This is a genomic window from Moritella dasanensis ArB 0140 (assembly GCF_000276805.1).
Taxonomy (GTDB): Bacteria; Pseudomonadota; Gammaproteobacteria; order Enterobacterales; family Moritellaceae; genus Moritella; species Moritella dasanensis.
Genome location: NZ_AKXQ01000017.1, coordinates 59,656 through 82,269, shown reverse-complemented (window position 1 = coordinate 82,269; position 22,614 = coordinate 59,656). Strand labels below are relative to the sequence as shown.

Genomic DNA, 22,614 nt, shown 5'->3' with positions numbered 1-22,614 from the left:
AAGATGCACGAGTCTATCTAAGTTCAATAATGAAAAAAAGTAATTCCGCTTAAAGCATTAAAACAATTCGATTTCACCTTCATCCATCGAACCGGTACTAATTGTTTTGTTTTGCGCCTGTAACGATTGCTGCTTTAATTGTTCCGCAGCGGCTTTAAGCTTATTAATAAAGGTATCTTGTTCAACATGCTCCTCTGCAGATAACAACTCACTACACGCGAGTAATACTTGTTTTACATTCTCCGCTTGCAGCACGTTATGCTCCGACAATTGGCTAATGATATCTTCAACCTGCAGACTTCTAACGGAATCATTTACACATGCTTTGGTATCTACAGATAAGCTCATGAGGTTATCTAAGTTCACTTCTAAGTTTTGCTCTAATTGTGCAAATTTAACTAATTCTTGATGTAACCGCGCTTGTGTCTGCGTGGACTTTTCAGCATTATCTTTCGCTAATGATTCAACCATACTTTTGGCTTCCTCAAACGTGGCCATCGCAGCTGTCACTTGGCCTCTTATTTCATCATTAAATTTATTTGAGGTATCTGATAATAATCGTACCTCTTGTGCTACCACAGCAAAACCACGTCCCATGTCTCCAGCTCGCGCCGCTTCAATAGCAGCATTCAATGACAGTAGGTTAGTCTGACTGGCTATTTTTTTGGCATTATCAACCAGCTCATTAATATTAAGCATCTGATTTTCCATTACCGCGATCTTATTCACCGCATCATTACTTTGCGTGGTAATTTCCATCATAAGATCAGAGCAGTTATTTAAAAATTGATGTGTTGATGCAATAAATATTTTTAAATCGATAGCATCTGGATCGCCACATTCCACACCAGTCAAAGCAAATGCTTTATCTTTGGAAATACTGAGTAGTACTTTATGTAACGATGCTGACTGCTCTGCAGACATGCGTAACAACTGATAAAAAGCACTATTTAATGTGGTAAATGACTCGCTATTAATATGCTGGGTTTTATTTAAATCATTCTTTAATTCATCAATATGTGGCGGGATCTCTTGCTGCAGCATATCGACCAACATTGCTTTAGCCTCCATCGACGCTCTATTTTCAGGTATGTCTACAACTTGCTGCTCTAACGGTTTTTTAGCTGAAGTGAATACCGCAATCAACACCAATATTAATGTCACAACAAGCGCACCAGCTGCAAGCCATTCTTGCAGCACCAACATAAGCAATAGTGGAAATAGTGCAGCGCTTTGGTATAAATTAAATCGTGTCATAAGCAGTCCTTTTTACTTTATCTATTTTCTTCTGCACTAATGTAGCTAACTTAGGCGCAATGAGTGGCAAGCTTAATATATCCATAGCCGCCCCCAGTCTAACGGCTGCACCTGGCATACCCCAGACCACGGATGAAGCCTCATCTTGCGCTATCGTTAAGGCACCAGCTTGACGCATCGCCAATAACCCTTCGGCACCATCTCTCCCCATTCCTGTCAGCATTACACCAATGGCTTTATCGCCATAGATCTTAGCGACAGATCCAAGTAACACATCCACAGACGGTTTGTGTCTATTTACAGCGGGACCATCAAATAATTGGCAAGTATAACGTCGTCCTGAGCGCTGTACTCTTAAATGGCAATCGCCAGGTGCAATGTACACATGATTCTGCTTAATGACTTCTTCACTCGTGACTTCAATCACCGTTAAGCGGCAATTATCATTGAGGCGGTTTGCGAATGCGCCGCTAAAATGTTTGGGGATATGCTGAGCAATAACAATAGGTGGGAAAGGCGGTACTAAGGGAGTTAATAACTCTCTTAATGCTTCGGTTCCGCCCGTTGATGCACCAATAGCAATTAACCTGTCTTCTTGTACTGCTTGACTAGTAAGCAACGTTGTCACCGGTGCGCGCATAACACGTAAATTAGCACTACAAGCTAGTTTAACTTTAGTACAGAGTTCATCACCAAAATGTCCCAATAATTGCCTGCTGTTATCAGTGGGTTTGGCGATAAAATCAAATGCGCCTAACTCCAGCGCTTTCAATGTCACAGGTGCACCTTGAGACGTCAGCGTTGATACCATGACGACGGGCATAGGACGTAGTCGCATTAAATTATCTAAAAAAGACAAACCATTCATACCCGGCATTTCAACATCAAGCGTTAAAACATCAGGATGTAAATTTTTTATTTTGTCACGCGCATCAAAAGGGTCTATTGCGCTACCAACGACATCAATACCCGAGTCTAAGCTGAGTAATGTGGTTAATATTTTGCGCATTAGTGCAGAGTCGTCGACAACAAGCACTTTTATTTTCTGCATAAAATGATCCCTATAGCGCCATCGACATAATGGCAAATTTAGCGTTGATAAATGGTCTGACCGACCAGCTTAAACTTAGTGTTAAAACTTTGTAGACTTTCAGAGTGGCCAATAAAAAGATAGCCACCCGGTTTTAGTTGCGAGTAAAATCGTTGCACCAACTTTCGCTTTGTTTCATCATCAAAATAAATTAAAACATTACGGCAGAAAATCGCATCAAACTGTCCTTTCATCGGCCATCGAGACAATAAATTCAACTGCTTAAATGCAATAAGCTGCTTAATTTTATCATCCATACTATAGCGATGCTGAAGATTCATATCAGAGCAATATTGCGTGCGATAATGCATTGGAATACCCATCAGTTCATCATAAGTCCCCTGATGAGCACGCCATAACACCTCACTATCTAAATCAGTAGCCAGTATTTTAGAGTCCCAATCAGGAAGTTGCCCCTGGACACTCATTGCGATTGAATAAGGTTCTTGACCAGTGGAGCACCCCGCTGACCATATCCGTAATTTTTTATCTTGGTTGTGATGTTTAAAATCAGCTAATGCCACGTTGTGTAAAAAATCAAAATGATATTCTTCACGAAAAAATGCCGTTAGATTGGTCGTTATTGCATTAATGAACGCGCTCAACTCACCGGAGTAGCTATCTTGTAATAACTGGCAATAAGCAGTAAATCCAGTTAATTTAAGATAACGGATCCTTTTCATCACTCGGCCATAAAGCATATCGCGCTTGGACTCATTGATGACAATACCGGATTCTCGAAAAGCCAGTTGCGATAAATATTGAAATTCAGCATCCTGCATAATCAGGTTAGTTGATGGATATTCGTTAATATGGCCACCTAATAGTGGTGTTGCTAGGCTAACCATTGGCAACCATTGCTGGCGGTGTATTATGCACATTCAGGTTTTCAATATTTTGAAATTGCTCTAAATCTAACAATAAACTTGAGCTTAATAACACCACCATCTTATCTTTGATTGATACCAGTCCGCGGATGACACTAGGACCATTATCAGGGCCTAATTGTGGCGGTAAATTAATATCACTGTGGGCAATTGTGTGCACATCTGAAACCGCATCAACAACTAACCCCATCACTTTTGATTTATCTTCGACTAAAACTTTGACGACAATCACAACCGTGATCGCACTGTATTCAATGTTTTCTAAACCAAACTTCTGCCTTAAATCGACTATCGGCACTATGGTTCCGCGTAAATTAATCACGCCTTTCACATATGCAGGCATATTGGGGATCTCGGTACAACTTTCCCAACCACGGATCTCTTGTACATCTAATATTTCCACACCATATTCTTCTTCTGCCATTATAAATGTCAAAAACTGGGTGGATTGTTCATCTATTTCGGTCAGCGTATTATTATCCATATATATTCCTTCCTATGTTAAGCAGCAACATGTCCGCGCTGACCTTGATGTTGAGATTGATAGCGTTCAGCTGTCACACGCTTGACAATATCAGCAATATCTAAAATTAACGCCACCGTGCCGTTACCCAAAATAGTAGCGCCGGAAACACAACTTACCTTCATAAAATTTTCTTCGAGATTTTTTATCACCACCTGCTGCTGCGCCGCTAAATCATCCACTAATAAGCCATATTTATTATTGCCACTTTCAACAACCACTAATAATCCATCGGTAATACGCTTGAGGCTTGTTTCATGATTAAGTACTTGGTAAAGGCGTATGATCGGAATGAATTCATCACGCAGTTTAAAGACCTCCGTATCATCGGCCAACTTGGTGACCATGCCGTCTTTTAGCTGCAAGGATTCAATAATTGACATAATCGGTAAGATATACGTTTTACTGCCAATTTTTACTAACTGGCCATCCATAATAGACAGAGTCAAAGGTAAACGGATCGAGAAACAACTGCCTGCGCCCGTCGTCGACTCAATCTTAATACCACCGCCAAGCGATTCAATATTGCGCTTGACGACGTCCATACCCACACCACGGCCAGAGATATCACTCACCGTTTCGACAGTTGAAAAACCAGGCGCGAAAATGAGTTCATCGATCTGATTATCACTGTAATGTAAGTCTTTATTTACAATACCTTTTTCAATCGCTTTCGCATGTATTTTGGCTCTGTTTAAGCCGCGACCATCATCGCGGATCTCAACAATAATCTCCCCACCTTGATGAAATGCGTTAATATCAAGGTAAGCAACATCACTTTTCCCCGCGAGCTTTCGTTCTTCAATAGTTTCAATACCATGATCTAAAGCGTTACGGACAAGATGCACAATCGGATCCGAGAGCTTTTCGAGCATAATTTTATCCAGTTCAGTTTCTTCTCCGTGCATCCTCAGTAATACATTTTTACCTAACTGTTCACTTAAATCCCTGACCATTCTTGGAATACGATTAAAGGCGAATTGAATCGGTAACATTCTAATTTTCATGACACTGTCTTGCATTTCTCGGGTATGTTGAGATAGCTGAGTAAGGCCTTTTTTTAATGCCGGTAATTTATCTGCAGAAAAATTTTGCCCGAGTTCACCTAGCATCGCTTGCGTGATCACCAGTTCGCCAACCATATTGATTAACGCATCAACTTTATCGATTGATACCCGAATTGAATTTGTTTCTGCCGATTTAGTACTGGCTATTTTTTTCGTTACCACTGGAGAGACGATCGATTCAGACAAGGTTTCATCAGCGGCCTCACTTTCTGCTGATTGAGGTAGCGTACTAGGGTGAGTGATGATAATTGTTGAATCATCTTCCACCCACTCAAATGCTTCTTTGATTTGCGCGTCACTCACCGAGCTGATTAATTCAAGATCCCAGCTCACATAGATATCTTCAGGTAATAAATCTTTCCATACAGGCAGATTTTCAAGTTTAGGCGTCACCTTAAGCTCACCCATCTCGGCCAATTCAGCAAAGATTAACCGCGGCTCGTTACCTTGTTTTAAAATATCTTGACCAGGTACAAAGCTAATCAACCAATCACTATCGTCGTGTTCCTTCATCGCTGACGGATTAGGCTTGCCGAGCGAGTCATCCTCCATCGCTAACTTATCCTGATTGCCATCAGGCAGTAAATACTGGTTATATTGTTGTTTGAGGCTTTCCGCCGCGTCAGGGATTGATTCTGAATCGTCCGCTAGTAATTGGATCCACGCACTTAAACAATCCACGGTTTGCAAAAAAAGATTAATATGGCCATCAATAAGCGGTATTTTTTCTGCACGTAAGTCATCAAGTAAGGTTTCAGCAACGTGAGTAAACTCGGTTAATTGATTAAACCCGAATGTACCAGCACCGCCCTTAATTGAATGTGCAACGCGAAAAATAGTATTAATGACTTCGCTATCTACCGAGCCAGAATTTAACTTTAGTAACTCTGATTCCATCACCTCCAAGCCTTCGAGACACTCTTCAATAAACACTTGTTGGAATTGTTTAAGATCTATATCCATGTTTACCTCAATACTTTTTGCACGGTAGCAATGAGTTTTTCTGGATTAAAAGGTTTTACTATCCAGCCTGTGGCGCCAGCAGATTTACCAGCCATTTTTTTATCCGCACCGGATTCCGTGGTTAACATTAAAATGGGCGTAAATTTATAAGCACTTTCATTACGTAACTGACTAATTAAGCTGATGCCATCCATACGCGGCATATTAATATCTGAAATAATAAGATCAAAATTACCACTTTTGGCTTTTGCTAAGCCATCAACCCCATCAACAGCAGAATCGACCTCGTAACCCGCCTGTTTTAAAGTGAACAATACCATTTCACGAATGGATACCGAATCATCTACAGCTAATATTCGTTTCATTAGAGCGCCTCACATTGATGCGTAATTAAAGTCCGTTTCAAACCCTAACGCTTTCACCACGGCCATAAATTTATCTGACGGAGATAGAAACACCAGTGTTGTATTATGTATCGTTAGATGCTGAGCATAAGCATAAAAAAGTTGGCAAGAAGCACTGTCCATATGAGTCACATGACGAGCATCGAAACGTTGAATTTCTACATTGATAGGTAGTTTATCAAGAGTATCTTTGAGTATAGTGATCGCGGAGATATCTATCTTTTCACCTAATTCTATGGTGATAGGGCTTTTTTCCATAAAATAATCCTGTATTTACGCAAACGTATCAGAAAATAAATTAATTAATTATTTTTATAACTCGTGTTGAGTATAGGAAAAGATTTTATAAATAAGCAGGCGATAGGGATAACTGTGATCTGAGAGCTGGATTTGAAATGCTTTCCGATAAGTGACAGCACAATAGTCAGGAGATAAAAATAAAAAGATAGATAGTCAATAATGGGATCATTAACTATCTACCCTCGAAGATAATGGGGTGAATTGAGGGTGATTACATCCAATCAGTATTACGAATAATACCCACAGCCACACCTTCAATATCAAAGCTTTGAAAATTTAAATCAACACGTATTGTGCTCATTTCATCATTTTCTGGGTGCAGTAAAATTTCATTGCCTTGCTGCTCGAAACGTTTAACGGTGACTTCATCGTCAACTCGTGCAACAACAACTTGGCCTTTACTGATATTTTTAGTTTTATGTACCGCTAATAAATCGCCATCCATAATACCAATATTACGCATGCTCTCACCACGCACACGCAATAAAAAATCTGCGTTAGGCGTGAACATCGATGGGTCAACATTATAATGCGCTTCAATATGTTCCTGCGCTAAAATTGGCTCACCGGCAGCAACTTGGCCGATTAACGGTAAACCACTATCGTTACTCGCTTCGTCAGCATCAACCAACAAGCGAATACCGCGAGAGGTGCCAGCTAGAATTTCGATATGGCCTTTTCGTGCTAATGCTTTTAAATGCTCTTCAGCCGCATTAGGTGAACGAAAGCCAAGTTGCTTCGCAATTTCAGCTCGCGTCGGTGGCATACCGGTATTTTTAATATGTTGTTTAACTAATTCAAATACTTCTGCTTGTCTTTGTGTCAATGCTTTCATCATGAACCTTAACTGGTTTTATATACAGTTTCTTGTAATTATATACAGTAATATCAAGTTTGCAATATAAGCAGTGGGGATATGTGGATAATAATGAATTAATCGATTACAGGCCCTTAAACACAGATTTATGATGACGCATCTGATATTATTGGAGTAAGCACTCTCGCACTTTAAACAACAGAATGACAACAATTATGCAACAGACACCATCCATGTTAAGTCGAAGTTTCGTTAATGGCTTAGTTAAATCTCAATACGTACCAGATAACCCAGTTGATGCGCTAAAGTTAGATTTAACGCGTCCTATTGTTTACGCTTTAAAAACTAAATCAATGACGGATCTCGTCGCATTACAACGCGCCTGTAAAGAACTAGGCTTACCCGACCCGCTCACGCCAATCAAAGTTAACGGGGTGATCATCCCCAGCTATGTTTGCTTAGACAATCCTGCGCCACTCTTTGGCAAGACCAAAAATACCGACGCATTTTTTGATGAATTCCAGCAACTATTACGCTTACATAAAGATGATAAAGTCCTCGATATCCAATTAATGCCAGTCGCATTATTTTGGGGACGCGCTCCCGGTAAAGAAGGCCAAGTGCCATTACTATCATTAGCCAACAGTATTTCGCCAAGCCACTTACGTAAGACATTGATTGTTGGTCTTAATCGTAAAGACAACTTAGTGCGTTTTAATAAGCCAGTATCACTGCGCTTTATGGCCGACCAACATGGTAGCGATGAGAAACTTGCGCAAAAATTGATTCGGGTTGCCAAAATCCATTTTAGTCGACAAAAACTAGCCGCATCAGGGCCTAAATTACCGAACCGCTATCAATTATTTGAACAGCTACTACGTAATCCTGAAGTTAAAAAAGCTATCCAAATTGAAATGTCAGAAGAGAATATTTCAGCGCAAAAAGCGGAAAAGCGCGCCAACGCTTACATCGATGAGATCGTCAGTGATTTCTCGTACAAGTTAGTCAAAAATACCAGTAATTTTTTGGGTTGGTTATGGAATAAGATCTACAGTGGTATCAAGGTTAACAATGCTGAACAAGTGCGTAAACTTGCTGCCGATGGCCATGAAATAGTCTTTATGCCTTGTCATCGTAGTCACATGGATTACTTACTTATTTCGTATGTTATTTACAATGAAGGTTTGATCCCACCACACATTGCAGCCGGTATTAATCTTAATTTCTTCCCTGCAGGACCTATGTTCCGTCGCGGTGGTGCATTCTTCTTGCGCCGTACATTTAAAGGTAACAAACTTTACGCGACCATTTTTAGAGAGTATTTAAGTTTATTATTCTCGAAAGGTTATTCGGTTGAATTCTTTACCGAAGGTGGCCGTAGCCGTACAGGACGTTTATTACCACCAAAAACCGGTATGCTTAACATGACATTACAAGCAATGTTAAGAGAACAAAGCCGACCTATCACACTCGTTCCTGTGTACCTAGGTTATGATCACGTAATGGAAGTAAGCACCTATGTAAAAGAATTGTCGGGTGCTAATAAGAAAAAAGAAAGTGTATTCCAAATATTGGGCATCGCTAAGAAACTCAAAAATTACGGCCAAGCATTCGTTAACTTTGGTGAGCCGATCAATCTTAACCAATATTTAAATAAACACGTGGAAAACTGGCGTGATGACATGAATATGCCGGTAGAAGACCAACCGGAATGGTTAAACCAAACGACGCGTGACCTTGCCAATCAAGTCATGGTTAATATCAATAGTGCAGCAGCGGTAAACGCATTAACGATTTGTGCATTGATTTTACACGCAGCCCCACATAAAGCGTTAAGCCGAGAAATCTTAGTCCAACAAATTGATAGTTACTTAAAACTACTGCGTAATAACCCGTACAGTAAATTCAGTACCTTGCCTGAAAACAGTGCCGAAGACATTCTCGACCAAGCTATCTCACTGAAAAAATTCACCGTACGTGAAGATAGCTTAGGGCAAATGCTATCGATGTCATACGAACAAGCAGTGTTATTAACGTTCTACCGTAATAATATTTTACACCTGTTTGCGCTACCGTCTTTAATTGCCGCCATCGTGACAGAAAATCCAACAACAAGTATCGAAGATATTAACGCTAAAGTTAGCCAACTTTATCCGTTAATTCAAGCTGAACTATTCTTGAAATACGCTGAAGATGAATTAAGTGATTGTATTGCCGACACGTTAACTGAGATGCAAGCGCAAGGTCTAATTAGCAATGACAATGATGTAATAGCACCAGTGAATGAACGCCTCATGTCATTGAAATTACTTGCTGCAAGCATTCAAGAAACATTACAACGTTACGCGATTGTACTGACCGTATTAGAACATGACCAAGTAATTGAAAGAGCTGACCTTGAAGATCGTAGTCAGCTAATTGCGGAACGCCTATCTTCATTAAACGGGGTGAGTGCGCCAGAGTTCTTTGATAAGAAAGTGCTCGCTATCTTTATTGATAAACTGCAAGCGTTACGCTATTTATCCGATGTTGGTACCGCCAAAGCAGACAAGATTGGTCTGTTAGCGAATACCGTCAGAAGCTTAACCACACTAGAAGTAAAACAAACGATATCGGATGTGATGCTGAGTCAGCAATCTAGCGACGACTAGTATTATCGTACCAACGATCTGTTGATTAATATCATCAGATGACTTATCGGTAAGCGATATTAAAGATAATAAAAAAGGAGCCTCGGCTCCTTTTTTATTATTCGATACAGTTAAAACCTGTCATTTAAGTACTTAAGAACAACTTACAAGTAACTTAATACAAGACTGACAAACAGAACCATACCAACATAATTATTATGTAAAAAGGCCTTAAAACAAGATTCTCTATCACGATTAACAATCAATTTTTGCTGATAAACAAACAAGCCCGCTACTATCGTTAATCCGATAAAATACACGGTAGGTAATACTAATAACCAACCCAGTATACCAAGACATAATAACGAAGATAGCTGTAACAAACCGACAATCAACTTATCTTTCTCGGCAAATAAAATCGCCGTAGACTTAATACCAATTTTTAAGTCGTCATCGCGATCAACCATGGCATATAACGTATCATAAGCCACAGTCCATAAAATATTCGCCACGAACAATAACCAGGCATAACTCGGTACTGTATCTAATTGCGCCGCAAAACCCATTGGAATCGCCCAACCAAACGCCATGCCTAATACGATCTGAGGAAAGTGGGTATAACGCTTCATAAACGGATAACACGCCGCCAGACCGACAGCCACAAACGATAACATGATCGTCAATGTATTCATGGTGAGTACGAGTAAAAAGGCTAACAAGGTCAAAGCAAAGAAAAATAGCAACGCAGCGCGACTGGATATACGCCCTGCGGCAAGCGGTCTATTCTCAGTACGCTTAACATGACCATCAACATGTCGGTCAGCAAAATCATTAATCACACAACCTGCCGCGCGCATTAAGATCACACCGAGTGCAAATACCAACAACACATCTAATTTTGGCAATCCTTCCGCCGCAATCCACAATGCCCAAAGCGTCGGCCACAATAACAACAAGGTGCCAATAGGCTTATCCATACGGGTAAGCTGTATGTAATCTTTCATTTTTGATGTCATGATAGACATATATTCAACATCCTTTTATTCTTTATATGCCGATGCAGCAGGTAAAAACACTTCCGATACCAGTAACGATTTCCCACTCAAAAGAAAACATGAGCGACGCCCAAATAGTGATTTTTTCGGTAGGGTATTAAATAACGAAGATAAACTATAAACGTTACTTTTCTCATCAAACTCAGCAATTTCAATTTCACTACGCTGCATATCCTTAGCGCTAAATAACACACTGCCGAGCGAACGATTACCTAATTTGTCTAGTTCACCACCCGGAGCTGTTAACGTATTAATAGGCATCACACTACGCGCAAATACCCAAGGAGTACCGTCGACTTTCAACAGCACTTCACGCACGAAACCAATATTTCCGGTTAGATTTAATTTTGTTTTTTCATCATCAGATAATGGATAATTGCCTTCACTTAATATTTCGACGGTAAATTTCTGACCATATTGCTTCAGCCTTGCGGTTAAAGAACCCGTATCAACTAACCAATCATAAAGATTCGCAGATAAACTATCTTCTAATATGGTTGGCCACAGCCACTTAGCGTCACAGCCAATCGGATAGTTCGGAAATGTCAGTTCACGCACACGCGTATTATTTATATTATCGGGCATATTACAAATTACTTTTTAACAACGAAATCAGACATAATTATCTGCTATTCAGACTAAGATTGTAAGTCGGGACACAAGTTGTTCGCGGATTTATTTAATTAATCATTTGAAAGTGAGTATACTGGCCTACAATATTATTTTTTCTCATCTCATTTAACTAAGGATACGGTAAATGAAACAATTCTTCTGGCTATTATGCATGCTCACAGCCTCACTCTCATCGACTGCCGTATCAGCAAACGATAGCAATAAGCCTGTGTATATTTATTTCGGTTTAGAACCAGATATTATTACTAACTATACGAGTGAAACTAACAAAATTGGTTTTATCAGTGTCTCGGTCGAGTTTATGCTAGCGGACAATGATGGCCTGGATATTATAGAGAAGCATGAGCCCTTGATTAGAGATAAAATAATCTCATTATTAGGTCAGCAATCACCACAACATTTACGTTCGCTGACTGGTCGCGAAGAGATTAGAAAAGTGATCCAAAATGAAGTAAACAGCTTACTGCAACAAGAGACTGGCAAAGGCGTTATTGAAAACCTATTGTTTACCAAATATTTATTAATGTAATAAAAAAGGAGTAAGCCGCTTAGCTTACTCCTTATCAATTTAATTATTCAGATTAATAACCAACCGCTTATTGTCTATAATGGTATTAACTTTTTATAGCGTTAATAATGGCCGTCGTAGAACAACCATCTTCAAATTGTAAAATATTAACTTTCCCACCATTCGCCAGTACTTGTTTATGCCCTGCGATCTCTTCAACTTTGTAATCACCACCTTTGACTAATACATCTGGTAGTAATTTAGCGATTAAACGTTCAGGTGTTTCTTCAGTAAACTCAACAACCCAATCAACCGCGCCTAAAGCCGCGAGTACAGTCATACGACGATCACAAGTATTAATTGGACGGCTAGACCCTTTCAGAGCTCGTACAGAGGCATCAGAATTAACCGCAACAATTAAGCGTTGACCCAATTTACGCGCAGAGTTTAGATAAGACACATGACCAGCATGCAGAATATCAAAACAACCATTAGTCATGACAATATCTTCGCCACGTAATTGTGCAGATTTAACTGCGATGCTCAACTGCTCTTCAGATAATACCCCAAAGCCACTTTCGTGTGAGCCATAAACTGAATTTGCTAACTCAACCGGACTCACCGTAGAAGTACCTATTTTAGCCACCACCACACTCGCACCGGCATTGGCCAACGCGCAAGCTTGCTCTAGTGATGAACCCGCAGATACCGCAGCCGCTAATACCGAAATAACCGTATCACCGGCACCAGTCACGTCATATACTTCTTGAGCTAATGCTGGCAGATGAAACTCATCTTCTCCAGCACGAATTAAGGTCATGCCTTTTTCACTACGCGTAACCAATAAGGCTTCAAAATCATGTTCAGCAATGAGCTTACGGCCTTTTTCAACCAGATCTTGTTCACTTTTACAATGGCCAACAACCGCTTCAAATTCAGATAGATTAGGCGTTAATAACGTCGCACCACGGTATTTTTCAAAGTCACAGCCTTTGGGATCAACAAATATTTTTACGCCTTGCTGCTTCGCAGCTTGGATCATTTGGCGTACTTCAACCAATGCCCCCTTATTATAATCGGAAACAATCATCACCGAATAATCGGCTAAGTTAGCAATGGTTTTAGCAACAAGCGGTTGCGTATCGACTGCTGCTGTAGACTCTTCAAAATCTAAGCGAATAACTTGCTGGCCACGACTTAATACGCGTAATTTCGTAATCGTAGGGTAATCATCTAACTGCAGAAAATCACAGATAACATCAACCGCACTCATTTTACCGCATAACGCTTGCGCTGCTTCATCATTGCCAGTTAGACCGAGCAATTTAGCGCTAGCACCTAAAGCAGCAAGATTAAGTGCAACGTTAGCAGCGCCACCCGGACGGTCTTCAACATTACCGACTTTAACGATAGGTACAGGCGCTTCAGGAGAAATACGGCTCGAATCGCCAGTCCAATAACGATCTAGCATGACATCGCCAACGACTAATATTTTTGCTGTATTAAAGTCAGGTAAAATGATTTCCATTATTTTCTCGATAATATCTAGTTAAAAGATTTAAATTTATGATCTATAAACGCTTGGCCACAACCGACAACTAAGCCAAGTACGTGTGCAGCATTGGCAACATTAAGGCCGAATACAGGGAAAAAGCCTAACACCAACCAAACTAACAGAAAGCCAATATAAGGCTTAGGTAAACTAATACCTTGTGCTGGTGCTAACCAACCAGTCCACCAAATATAACCGACCAGCGCATAAACTACACCAGATAACCCACCAAAATTAGGCCCTGATAATAAAAACTGACCGATATTGGGTATTAACGCGGCAACTAAAAACAGCAGCAATAATTTTTTACTACCCAGCTTACTTTCAATTTGGCCACCAAGATACCACCACCATAATAAATTAAATACCAAGTGTAAAACTGAAAAATGAATGATCGCAGGGGTAAATAATCGCCAAACTTCACTCAGTGAAGCAAAACTTAAGTCATACGGAAAATGCAGTGCAGCAAAGATAAATTCATTTTGCGTCAACATGCTAAAGTACATAGCCACAAAGATAATCACACTTAACGCAAAAATAGTCAGCGTCACTTTACCCGCGTGCATCAAAAAGTTACTCAGCATATTACCGGAACCATAGCTGAAACTCGCCGTTCTCGTATCTGCTACATCCCACGATGCCGCTTGGTATTTTTCTTGATAAGGGTCAGCCAAAAACAAATCAAGTTCTGCTGATGCCGCTTCAACATGGGTCATTGCCGGTAAACAAATGGCAAAACCGTCATCTGTTTGTGCCACTTTCGCATCAATCTTTTGTACTGCTAAATAATCCACAAAGGCCTGCGCCATACGCGGATTATTAATTACACCTATCTCAATCATTGCTATTACCTATTTTGTCACAAACGCACATTCTCGACGCCAAGCTTCAAAGCCACCGTCCATGCTATAAACGTCTTCAAAGCCTTGTTCCACTAAATATTGAGCGGCACCTTGGCTACTACGACCGTGATAACAAACCACAACAACAGGTGTATCAAAGTCAGTTTGTTGCATAAAATTGCCTAGCACTGAGTCCGTTAAGTGCAATGAATCTTCGATATGCGCATCGGTAAATGATTGCGGATCGCGAATATCGACAATTTTAACGAGTTTCTGTGTATTCAATTTACTCAGCACTTCAGCTACCGATATATGTTGAAATGTGTCCATTATTGTTACCCTAAATGATGTTTATATGATTATCTCGTATCAAGATATAAAAATACTAAAGTGACTACAATGATTATTGTTCGACTGCTTCTATTTCATATTAATTTTAATACTGCAACCGTAGTATTATGACCCTTAATAACTCACAATTTAAATCCGTCCTTGATTGCGCTATACTCACCTCAGCGGTTTAATTAGCCTTTGATACATATTAAGAATGTTACATTGGAACCATGCTTTTTAAGCATCTAGTTTCATCTTAACTAATAATATTAAAACAGTCGAAATGATGAGTAATTAAAATGAATAGTGATATTTTTATTATTAATTTAGATAAATCTACGGAGAGACTAGCTACTTCAACTAAACGTTTAGAAGAAGCTGGGGTTTCTTTTTCTAGAATTAAAGCTGTATTTGGTGCAGACCTATCAGAAGCCGAAAAAACACAACACTATGATGCGAAACTAAACAGAGAATTATTTTATCGTGAATTGAATGACGGTGAAATAGGTGCTTATTTAAGCCATAGAAAAGCATGGCAAACGATTGTAGATAGACAGCTAGATTACGCTATAATTTTCGAAGATGACTTCATTTTACAAGAAGATATTAAGAGAGCGAAACAGAATTTAGACGCTATTTCATTTGATTGGGATTATATTAAACTTGCCGGTTATTACAGCAGAAAAAGAAAACAGACTGTTATTTTCAAACAAAAAATAATTGATATGGATCTTATTGCCCATTCTAAAGTCATAACGGGAGCATCGGCAACAGCAGTAAGCTATAATGCCGCGATAAAATTACTCGCCAGCACAGATAAGTTTGGAAGACCTCTAGATACAGATTTACAACATTGGTGGGAAAAAGGGATTCATATTTTTTGTCTACTCCCTTATATATCAGCCCCTGACGAAGAGATATTAAGCGAAATAGATAACACAGGTAAAACAAGTCGCAAAAAAAATAATCGTGTTTTAAAACGACAATATATACAGATTAAAAAATTCTTTTTAAATCGACATCATAATGCCGCATTTCTAGCTAAATATAATAATACAGATTCATAAAATACTAACGTTAAGAAACAGCTAAATAAGTAGCGGTTTCTTAACGTACTACGTCATATTATTCAGCTAATAGCGACTCAAAATATTCAATATGCTCTAACACTGTGCGTTCAGCTGTAAGCTCATGCTCAATTTTACGCTTACATTCTTTAGACATTGATTCAACTAACCCCCTGTTGTTATAAAGGTACTCAATCTTATCAGCTATTGCTTGAGCATCTTTAACAGGTACAACACAACCATTGACACCTTCAATAACTACTTCTTTACTACCGCCTGTTTCAGTTACAATTGACGGAGTACCATATCCCATCGCTTCCATCACCGCACGCGGTAACCCTTCACCGCTAATTGATGCTTGGATTAATATATCACTTGCTGCACTTAACTCTGGCGCATCATTTCTATATCCAGCTAAATGAATTCGCTCACCTAAAGGTGAATTTTTAATTGCAGTTAAATACGGTTCTTTATCCATACCTGTGCCAACAAGTAGTAAATGGAAATTATCTAAATGAGCAACTTTACCAACAGCATCAATAAGTACAGATAGTCCTTTACTCGGTCTTATTGTTGCAACGGCGATTGCAACAAAGGCATCTTTAGGTATATTAAACTCTGATAAATCGCCCGGTTCAGATTGGTACCAATCTAAATCGTGCCCCTTATAAATAGTGACAACTTTATCTTTATTTTTCCACACCTTAGATTGAATATCTTCGGTGACAGCATCAGACACACAAATAACACCGCTAACTCTTGGATGTAAATGCGTTAAATAAGCACTCGGATCATGTCGGTATAAACCACCGGTAGTCCCGCGATAATTGACCATTTTTGCAGGAAAGCCAATACAAGCAAAAGCCGCATTTGGTATTGTTCTAGAATTGAATGCATAAACGATATCATAATGTGCGCTGCTTAATTCTGCACGGATAGCTTTTATGGTTTTTAAACACACTTTTTTAATCGGGTATTGCTCAATAACTTTAATACCGAGCTCTTCGAAAATAGGGGTATATTCAGAATTAGGTCGCGTAAATACAGTAATGTCATGACCCTTTTTTGCAAGACCGATCGTAATCATAACTTCAGGTCTAATTGAGTTTATGATTTCTACGTAATCACCTACAACCAAAATTTTCATATAACGCCTTTTCTTCTTAATGCAATAATTAATAGTTATGCTTATGATACTATCACATTGTTGATATCGATAGAGAAGGTAATACTAAATGCTCAGCAAAACACTCTACACCACGTTACTTTATGCAACTTCACCGTTGATATTCTCTTTGTTATTAAAAACCAAGAAAGGTAAACCCCCCGTTGGTGACCGTTGGAAAGAGTTTGTAGGCATCACCCCAGAACTAGCGCAAGCACAGCAACCAATCTGGATCCATGCCGTATCCGTGGGCGAAGTAATTGCAGCGACCCCTATTATCAACGCCTTACAACAACAGTATCCAACACTCCCCTTACTAATCACAACGACGACAAGTACGGGCGCAGAGCGTGTTGCAGCCTTAACAGGTAATATTGAGCACAGATATTTCCCAGCTGACTACCCGTGTGCAGTGAAGCAATTTATTAGTCGTATGAAACCATCGCTTTGTTTAATTATGGAAACTGAACTTTGGCCTAACATGCTGACTATTTGTAAAGACCAAGCTATCCCGACAATTGTCGTTAATGCGCGTTTGTCAGAAAAATCACAACAAAAATACCAACGTTTTCAGTCTCTGTTCTCGGCACCATTACAAACCTTAACGCATATTTTATGTCAGGACGAAAATGATCAGCGCCGCTTTAAATCCTTAGGTTTAAACCAAGCGCAACTCTCTGTCACCGGTACAGTGAAATTTGATATTCAATTCTCAGAAAAAATCATCAATAGCGGTTTAGCACTGCGCCAGCAATTAGGTGTACAACGCCCTGTTGTTATCGCGTCAAGCACACATAAAGGTGAAGATGAGATCGTGCTTGCTGCTTTTGAGAACGTAAAACAGCAACATCCTGATGCCGTATTAATATTGGTGCCTCGCCACCCAGAACGCTTTGATGATGTTGCCAATCTTTGCTTAAACAAGTTCCCTCAAACACAACGACGCAGTCAAGCTGAAGCAACAGATGACCTAAGTAACGTCGATGTTTATTTAGGCGATAGCATGGGCGAAATGCCAATTCTACTTGCAGCAAGTGATATCTGTTTTATGGGCGGCAGTTTAATTGGTGATAAAGTCGGTGGGCATAATTTATTAGAACCTGCAGCACTATCAAAAGCGTGTATTACCGGTCCAAGTTATTTTAACTTTGCTGATGTAACGACGCAATTACTCGCGTGTGACGGGGTTGCGATCGTCAATGATGAACTAGAATTAGCCCGCAAAATAACGGTATTAATGTCGCAACCTGAAATTGCAGTAACTATGGGGCAACAAGCAAAGGGTGTAGTAGAGAAGAATAAAGGGGCGTTAGGCAAGATCATGCAAACCTTAACCTATTACATTGACCAAACGATTAAACAAACTAATACAAAATAGTGGCTAACATCAATATGGTGCATCTTAATCAACGACATCATCAGCGATAAAGATAAACCATATTGTACATCACACGACCCATGTTAAAACAGTTAGCCATTAACCTCAGGCGCAACCGTTTCAGCTGTTGCTAAACGTAAATAGTATTCACGCATATGCTGATAATCAACCAATGCTTTTTCGGTAAAATAAGGCTTCATCATAAATATTGATTTTAAAATTCCACGATAAATATCCGTCTTATATACCTTCGTATCTTTACTAATGGTGGAGCGATAACTTACCCAACAAACCAATACAACCTTAATCGAATTAGCCAATTCGTCCAGATCTTCGATTGGCACATTCACCACATTATTTTTCTGCAAAGAGAATAATATATCAACTTCACGCTGTGCTGATACTTCTTGGAACTTTAAATATTTTTTATGTAAGTTCGGATCGCGAGATAACAAAATCGGTAAACTTCGATAAAAAAATCGAAAGCGCCACATCGTTTCAAACATAGAATCTAAATAACGCATCATCACTTCCAATGTTACCCCGCCTTCTTGGTGAGGTTGGAAGTGTTCCTCTAAATAATTCACATATTGATCGAAAATAGAGTCAATAATGTCTTCTTTATTACGGAAATGATAATAAAGATTGCCAGGACTAATACCTAAATGAGCGGCAATATGATTAGTCGTGACATTACGCTCACCACATTCATTAAACAACTCAAGTGCCGTATGAATGATCTTATCTCTGGTTTTCATGGAAATGACCGCTTTGATTTATAATAGATTTGTTAATACTCGCACATTTAGTGCGAAATGACACAGTGTAATATCTCATTGTTAGAACATTCGCTCAATTCTGATAACCGACGAGTAACAACTCCCAATCCGACAACTGCCATTTGAACGCTGTATCTTTTGCCAGCTCTTTCACAAAAGATCGTTTTAAACGGGCTAGGTTTGCTTGTTTCCATGAATCTGCTGCTGGTTTAAATTTACAACGGTCAAAGTCAATCAACCACCACTTACCATCACCGTCTAAGATAATATTATGGGTATTTAAATCGGCATGCCATAAATTCACATCATGAAAACGCCTTATCATCTCGCCAATTTGTTGGTAATCATCTTGATTCAACGCACGATCTTTTAATACAGCCACCAAATCGTTAGCACCCGCAATTTTTTGAGTAATTAAATCTGCACGATAAAATAACCCGTGTTTAATTACCTGACCCGCTATGGGTTGTGGTGCCGGCAAACCTTTTTCAACCAATTGCAGTGTCACCATAAATTCTTGGTAAGCACGGGTATTTTCAAGCCCTGTATAGCAATATCCATCCTTGATAAGCTTACCTATCAGCCCACCGCGGTGATAATGCCGTAATACAAACTCATCATTATTTATTTTGAAAAACCAGGTAATACCACGACCAAATGCCGATCCAATAATGGCATTATTCCGTTGCCAATACGCCCCATCAAAATATTCTGGGGTGATTTCGCCTTTTAATTCGTCCTGAAAAAATAAGACTCGAGCGCCTTGAGTGTCTATTAACATGTGATCTCCAAAAAAACTTTACCGATAAATTTTACATTACCTCAAACGATTTGCATAATAGCCTTTTACATTCAACAACTAGAAATAATGAATATGACCCCTCCACAGAGTATCTGCATTTTACGTTTTTCCGCAATTGGTGATGTTTGCCATGCTGTTTCTGTTGTACAAGCGATTCAGCGCCAATACCCTAATACCAAGATCACTTGGGTGATAGGAAAAATAGAAGCCATGTTAGTTGGGGACATCGACAATGTCGAATTCATTATTTTTGACAAAAAAACTGGACTGAAAGGCTATTCAGATCTGCGTAAAACATTAAATAATCGCCAGTTTGATGTCTTACTGCATATGCAGGTTGCACTCCGAGCTAGTATCGCCAGTTTATGTATCAAAGCCAAACAGCGCTGGGGTTTTGATAAAGCCAGAGCCAAAGAAGGCCAATGGTTATTTACTAATCATAAAATCAAGCCGCAATCGCAACCACATGTGCTCGATGGGTTTATGGCGTTTGCCGAAGCTATCGGCGTGCCAGTCGCGCCACCGCAATGGGATATTCCACTTTCCACTCAAGATAATTTGTGGGCGCATTCGCAACTGAGCCACGAAAAGAAAAATTTTATTATTTGTCCATCAGCGAGTAAATCCGAACGCAACTGGTCAACTACAGGTTATGTCGAAATCGCTAACTATATGCATGATCAGCACTATCAAGTATCAATATGCGGCGGTCCAACTGACAGCGAAAAACAACTCGCCAACGATATAATTCAACTTACGACAGCACCTATCAATAATCTGGTTGGTGCAACATCGTTAAAGCAACTGCTCGCTATTTTGAAACATGCCGATCTGGTATTAGCACCTGACACCGGCCCTGCACACATGAGCACTACCGTTGGCACGCCTGTTGTTGGTTTGTATGCACACAGTAATCCGGGGCGTACTGGCCCCTACAATAATCTAACCGATGTTGCAGAAGTCTATCATCAACATTTACCGAGTAGTGAATGGGGTGTAAGGGCTAAAGGTCCTGATTTAATGGACAGCATCAGTATTGATGCGGTTAAAAATAAATTAGCACGCTTTATACAAGCATAATACCGCGATATGTCATCACTGATGGTATATCCCCTGAACGAACACTGAGTAGAGCAAGAAACTATCATGACAGTAAAAGTAATTTACCCAGGTACATTTGATCCAATCACCAATGGCCATGCAGATTTAATCGAACGCGCAGCAAAACTTTTTGATCACGTGATTGTTGGTGTGGCGTTTAACTCAACCAAAAAACCTTTTTTCGATCTTGAAGAACGCGTCCAATTAGCAAAAGACGTCACTGCACATTTAGACAATGTGGAAGTGGTTGGGTTTAGTGGCTTGTTAGTTGATTTTGCTAAAGAATATAATGCATCAGTGTTAATTCGTGGATTACGTGCGGTATCTGACTTTGAGTACGAGTTCCAACTTGCAAACATGAATCGTCGCTTAAGCCCGGATTTAGAAAGCGTCTTCCTCACGCCCTCTGAAGAGAACTCATTTATCTCTTCAACACTGGTGAAAGAAGTCGCTATTCACAACGGCGATGTCGCTCAGTTTGTCCATCCCGTCGTGTGCCAGGCTATTTTAGCTAAGATAGCAACCAGATAAGTCTTTGCCACATAAAGATAACGTTAGCGTTGACACTGATTACAATAAAACGTGTTGCGCTGACCGATTTTAACTGCTTTTATTTCCTCAGCGCATTTAGGGCACGGTTTACCTGCTTTGCCGTATACCTGTAATTCCTGAACGAAATAACCGGGCTTACCATCGGTCTGCGTAAAATCTTTGAGTGTCGTGCCGCCTTGCGCAATCGCTTTGGCTAATACACTTTTCACTTCATCGACCAAGACTTTATAACGCTGCAAAGACACATTGCCTGCTGCACGTTTTGGACTAATTCCCGCGGCAAATAAAGCTTCATTGGCATAAATATTACCAACACCGACCACGTTATGGTTATCCATCAAAAATGACTTCACTGGCATCTTGCGTGAACGAGAACGCTCAAACAAACGTTGCGCGGTAAAATCATCCGTTAGCGGCTCCGGTCCTAAACTGGCTAATAACTTGTGTTCAAGTACTTCTCCGACTTGCCATAGTACCGAACCAAAGCGCCTGGGATCGTTCAGACGCAGACATTTACCCGAATCCATAACTATGTCTACATGATCATGCTTTTCGACTGCTACGTTTGAATCAAGCACTCTTAGACTACCAGACATCCCCAAGTGAATGATGATCGTGCCCTTGTCAGTCTCCAACAGTAAATATTTAGCGCGGCGACGCACGCTTATCACCGTACAACCCACCGCGTCTTGTATTTCGATAGGGACAGGCCAACGTAATTGGGCATTACGCACCACGACCTTGGCGATTTGGGCATTTTCAAGATACGGCGCAATGCCTTGGCGGCTTACTTCAACTTCCGGTAGTTCAGGCATGGTGACATCCAATAGATAAAATCTAAATCAGCTAATTAAGAACAATTAAAAAATGCGAACAACGCAATACAATTGACGAGGAATGAGACGTAAG

General features: G+C 39.9%; 23 protein-coding genes. 6 read left to right on the top strand and 17 right to left on the bottom strand.

Annotation, left to right across the window (positions count from 1 at the left end):
* Positions 1-57: 57 nt before the first annotated feature.
* The 8 genes from A923_RS0114740 to lexA form a co-directional block, all read right to left on the bottom strand.
* The gene (locus A923_RS0114740; protein ID WP_017222450.1) at positions 58-1,257 is read right to left on the bottom strand and encodes a methyl-accepting chemotaxis protein; all 1,200 of its coding nucleotides are present in this window, start codon (positions 1,255-1,257) and stop codon (positions 58-60) included.
* Positions 1,244-2,308, bottom strand: a complete 1,065-nt coding sequence (locus A923_RS0114735) for a protein-glutamate methylesterase/protein-glutamine glutaminase (RefSeq protein WP_017222449.1) — start codon at positions 2,306-2,308, stop codon at positions 1,244-1,246. The genes A923_RS0114740 and A923_RS0114735 overlap by 14 nt, the downstream gene beginning before the upstream one ends.
* A gap of 38 nt (positions 2,309-2,346) precedes the next feature.
* Positions 2,347-3,228 (bottom strand): CheR family methyltransferase, encoded by an 882-nt coding sequence (locus A923_RS0114730; protein ID WP_237716224.1) that lies wholly within the window; start codon positions 3,226-3,228, stop codon positions 2,347-2,349.
* On the bottom strand, positions 3,188-3,718 hold the full coding sequence (locus A923_RS0114725; RefSeq protein ID WP_017222447.1) for a chemotaxis protein CheW: 531 nt from the start codon (positions 3,716-3,718) through the stop codon (positions 3,188-3,190). The genes A923_RS0114730 and A923_RS0114725 overlap by 41 nt, the downstream gene beginning before the upstream one ends.
* A gap of 17 nt (positions 3,719-3,735) precedes the next feature.
* Entirely contained in the window at positions 3,736-5,787 is a 2,052-nt protein-coding gene (locus A923_RS0114720; protein WP_017222446.1) for a chemotaxis protein CheA, read from the bottom strand.
* Between the two features lie 2 nt (positions 5,788-5,789).
* Positions 5,790-6,152: a response regulator gene (locus tag A923_RS0114715; RefSeq protein ID WP_017222445.1), complete on the bottom strand. Its 363-nt coding sequence runs from the start codon at positions 6,150-6,152 to the stop codon at positions 5,790-5,792.
* Between the two features lie 9 nt (positions 6,153-6,161).
* Positions 6,162-6,449 (bottom strand): STAS domain-containing protein, encoded by a 288-nt coding sequence (locus tag A923_RS0114710; protein WP_017222444.1) that lies wholly within the window; start codon positions 6,447-6,449, stop codon positions 6,162-6,164.
* A 253-nt stretch (positions 6,450-6,702) separates the two neighbouring features.
* On the bottom strand, positions 6,703-7,326 hold the full coding sequence (gene lexA / locus A923_RS0114705; RefSeq protein WP_026006259.1) for a transcriptional repressor LexA: 624 nt from the start codon (positions 7,324-7,326) through the stop codon (positions 6,703-6,705).
* A gap of 197 nt (positions 7,327-7,523) precedes the next feature.
* On the opposite strand from lexA, the gene plsB reads away from it, so the two are divergent.
* Positions 7,524-9,959, top strand: coding sequence for a glycerol-3-phosphate 1-O-acyltransferase PlsB (plsB, locus tag A923_RS0114700; RefSeq protein WP_051039753.1), 2,436 nt, complete (start codon positions 7,524-7,526; stop codon positions 9,957-9,959).
* A gap of 143 nt (positions 9,960-10,102) precedes the next feature.
* Here the strand turns inward: plsB and ubiA are convergent, their stop codons facing one another.
* Together ubiA and A923_RS0114690 are read right to left on the bottom strand one after the other, a co-directional pair.
* Positions 10,103-10,963 (bottom strand): 4-hydroxybenzoate octaprenyltransferase, encoded by an 861-nt coding sequence (gene ubiA, locus A923_RS0114695; RefSeq protein ID WP_017222442.1) that lies wholly within the window; start codon positions 10,961-10,963, stop codon positions 10,103-10,105.
* A gap of 15 nt (positions 10,964-10,978) precedes the next feature.
* A complete protein-coding gene (locus tag A923_RS0114690; RefSeq protein WP_017222441.1) occupies positions 10,979-11,578 on the bottom strand; it encodes a chorismate--pyruvate lyase family protein in 600 nt (199 codons plus the stop codon).
* A 172-nt stretch (positions 11,579-11,750) separates the two neighbouring features.
* On the opposite strand from A923_RS0114690, the gene A923_RS0114685 reads away from it, so the two are divergent.
* Positions 11,751-12,155: a flagellar basal body-associated FliL family protein gene (locus A923_RS0114685; RefSeq protein ID WP_017222440.1), complete on the top strand. Its 405-nt coding sequence runs from the start codon at positions 11,751-11,753 to the stop codon at positions 12,153-12,155.
* A gap of 85 nt (positions 12,156-12,240) precedes the next feature.
* Here the strand turns inward: A923_RS0114685 and hldE are convergent, their stop codons facing one another.
* The 3 genes from hldE to glpE are packed head-to-tail and all read right to left on the bottom strand — an operon-like array spanning position 12,241 to position 14,858.
* On the bottom strand, positions 12,241-13,662 hold the full coding sequence (gene hldE / locus A923_RS0114680) for a bifunctional D-glycero-beta-D-manno-heptose-7-phosphate kinase/D-glycero-beta-D-manno-heptose 1-phosphate adenylyltransferase HldE (protein ID WP_017222439.1): 1,422 nt from the start codon (positions 13,660-13,662) through the stop codon (positions 12,241-12,243).
* A 17-nt stretch (positions 13,663-13,679) separates the two neighbouring features.
* On the bottom strand, positions 13,680-14,528 hold the full coding sequence (glpG, locus tag A923_RS0114675) for a rhomboid family intramembrane serine protease GlpG (protein WP_017222438.1): 849 nt from the start codon (positions 14,526-14,528) through the stop codon (positions 13,680-13,682).
* A gap of 9 nt (positions 14,529-14,537) precedes the next feature.
* The gene (gene glpE, locus A923_RS0114670; RefSeq protein ID WP_017222437.1) at positions 14,538-14,858 is read right to left on the bottom strand and encodes a thiosulfate sulfurtransferase GlpE; all 321 of its coding nucleotides are present in this window, start codon (positions 14,856-14,858) and stop codon (positions 14,538-14,540) included.
* Between the two features lie 302 nt (positions 14,859-15,160).
* On the opposite strand from glpE, the gene A923_RS22290 reads away from it, so the two are divergent.
* Complete coding sequence (locus A923_RS22290) at positions 15,161-15,928, top strand: glycosyltransferase family 25 protein (protein ID WP_017222436.1); 768 nt, start codon at positions 15,161-15,163, stop codon at positions 15,926-15,928.
* A gap of 58 nt (positions 15,929-15,986) precedes the next feature.
* On the opposite strand, the gene A923_RS0114660 is transcribed toward A923_RS22290, so the two are convergent.
* Complete coding sequence (locus A923_RS0114660) at positions 15,987-17,075, bottom strand: glycosyltransferase family 4 protein (RefSeq protein WP_017222435.1); 1,089 nt, start codon at positions 17,073-17,075, stop codon at positions 15,987-15,989.
* Between the two features lie 88 nt (positions 17,076-17,163).
* On the opposite strand from A923_RS0114660, the gene waaA reads away from it, so the two are divergent.
* Positions 17,164-18,471, top strand: coding sequence for a lipid IV(A) 3-deoxy-D-manno-octulosonic acid transferase (waaA, locus tag A923_RS0114655; RefSeq protein WP_017222434.1), 1,308 nt, complete (start codon positions 17,164-17,166; stop codon positions 18,469-18,471).
* 92 nt (positions 18,472-18,563) lie between these two features.
* Here waaA and A923_RS0114650 read toward each other — a convergent pair whose 3' ends face one another.
* Together A923_RS0114650 and A923_RS0114645 are read right to left on the bottom strand one after the other, a co-directional pair.
* A complete protein-coding gene (locus A923_RS0114650; protein WP_017222433.1) occupies positions 18,564-19,229 on the bottom strand; it encodes a TetR/AcrR family transcriptional regulator in 666 nt (221 codons plus the stop codon).
* 94 nt (positions 19,230-19,323) lie between these two features.
* Positions 19,324-20,031 (bottom strand): 3-deoxy-D-manno-octulosonic acid kinase, encoded by a 708-nt coding sequence (locus A923_RS0114645; RefSeq protein ID WP_017222432.1) that lies wholly within the window; start codon positions 20,029-20,031, stop codon positions 19,324-19,326.
* Between the two features lie 93 nt (positions 20,032-20,124).
* On the opposite strand from A923_RS0114645, the gene A923_RS0114640 reads away from it, so the two are divergent.
* On the top strand, positions 20,125-21,132 hold the full coding sequence (locus A923_RS0114640) for a glycosyltransferase family 9 protein (RefSeq protein ID WP_033197633.1): 1,008 nt from the start codon (positions 20,125-20,127) through the stop codon (positions 21,130-21,132).
* A 66-nt stretch (positions 21,133-21,198) separates the two neighbouring features.
* A complete protein-coding gene (gene coaD / locus A923_RS0114635) occupies positions 21,199-21,684 on the top strand; it encodes a pantetheine-phosphate adenylyltransferase (protein ID WP_017222430.1) in 486 nt (161 codons plus the stop codon).
* Positions 21,685-21,707: 23 nt separating this feature from the next.
* On the opposite strand, the gene mutM is transcribed toward coaD, so the two are convergent.
* Positions 21,708-22,520 (bottom strand): bifunctional DNA-formamidopyrimidine glycosylase/DNA-(apurinic or apyrimidinic site) lyase, encoded by an 813-nt coding sequence (gene mutM, locus A923_RS0114630; RefSeq protein ID WP_017222429.1) that lies wholly within the window; start codon positions 22,518-22,520, stop codon positions 21,708-21,710.
* Positions 22,521-22,614: the final 94 nt, after the last annotated feature.